Below are 984 nucleotides of genomic sequence, written 5' to 3' on the forward strand. Positions count from 1 at the left end.
TAGCTTTTCGCCGCTTCGCTCAAAGCACTGTCGAACCGGCCTACCGCAACGCGACGCGCCAGTGCCTGCACCACCGCCTGATAACCCAAACGGACAATCGGGCTGACATCCTCAAAACTGCCTGCCAACCCATGCGTGTCGTAGATCAGCGCCTGTTCCTCAGGCGTAAATTCGCCACCGATCCCGACGCGCCGAAAGGCGGCTAGGCAGGCGGGATCATCCAGCAGGCGCTGCGCAAAATCCTGTATTTGCCCGGTGCGCAACAACCGCTCGGTCATTTCCTCATGCGTGGGCTCACCCAGGCCGCTGTTTGTCAAACTCATATCATCACCCCAAAGCCAGCACCTGAAAACGCAAAGTCACGCTGCCATAGCGTAAAAAGTCATCTAGCCTACACCGGTAGAGCGCTATCGAAAGCGCTTCCCATCTCCATATCCAAGAACGACGACGCGCTTGTTGGTATTGAAAAGAGCATCCCAGCCAGCCTGCCCACGCTGTGCGTACAGATTGATGATTGCAGCCGTATCGATGATCAATAAATTTTCGCTCATCGCGTGATGCCTTCAATGAAAACATTATCTAAATTCATTCTCACTGCTTCCATCACTGCCGGAATATCGTTCGGACTTTGGCCATCGAGGCGCAATGCGCTAGCCACGAAAAAGACGCTTGCAGGCAGGATCAATCCGTATTTGCGGAACAAGCGCGTGCTTTCAGCATAGAGCGGATGCCACATACCCACCGTTGCCTCTTCCTCGTCGTCCTCGCTGTCGTCGGGATGCTCATAATTGCGTATCTGTTCCAGGAGGATTTCGAACATGCCGGTCTCCGTCTCCCACGCCACGTATTCCTTCAGTACGGTGTGAAACTCCTCGAAGCTGATCCGCTGGTCTTTGATACGATCATAAAATTTGCTGTCTGAAAATGTCCGCTCAAGTACATAGCTTTTCGCCGCTTCGCTCAAAGCACTGTCGAACCGGCCTA

The 984-nt window shown here is 53.7% G+C and carries 3 protein-coding genes; all 3 read right to left on the bottom strand.

Annotated features, from left to right (window positions below):
* Nucleotides 1–323: hypothetical protein (locus IFT84_RS21245; RefSeq protein WP_192122605.1), on the bottom strand; the 323-nt coding region annotated here is incomplete at its 3' end.
* Nucleotides 324–407: 84 nt separating this feature from the next.
* Nucleotides 408–551 (bottom strand): hypothetical protein, encoded by a 144-nt coding sequence (locus IFT84_RS21250; protein WP_192122606.1) that lies wholly within the window; start codon nt 549–551, stop codon nt 408–410.
* Nucleotides 548–984: hypothetical protein (locus IFT84_RS21255; RefSeq protein WP_192122607.1), on the bottom strand; the 437-nt coding region annotated here is incomplete at its 5' end. The genes IFT84_RS21250 and IFT84_RS21255, both read right to left, overlap by 4 nt.

This window comes from Rhizobium sp. CFBP 8762 (genome assembly GCF_014841565.1).
In the GTDB taxonomy this organism is placed as follows: Bacteria; Pseudomonadota; Alphaproteobacteria; order Rhizobiales; family Rhizobiaceae; genus CFBP-8762.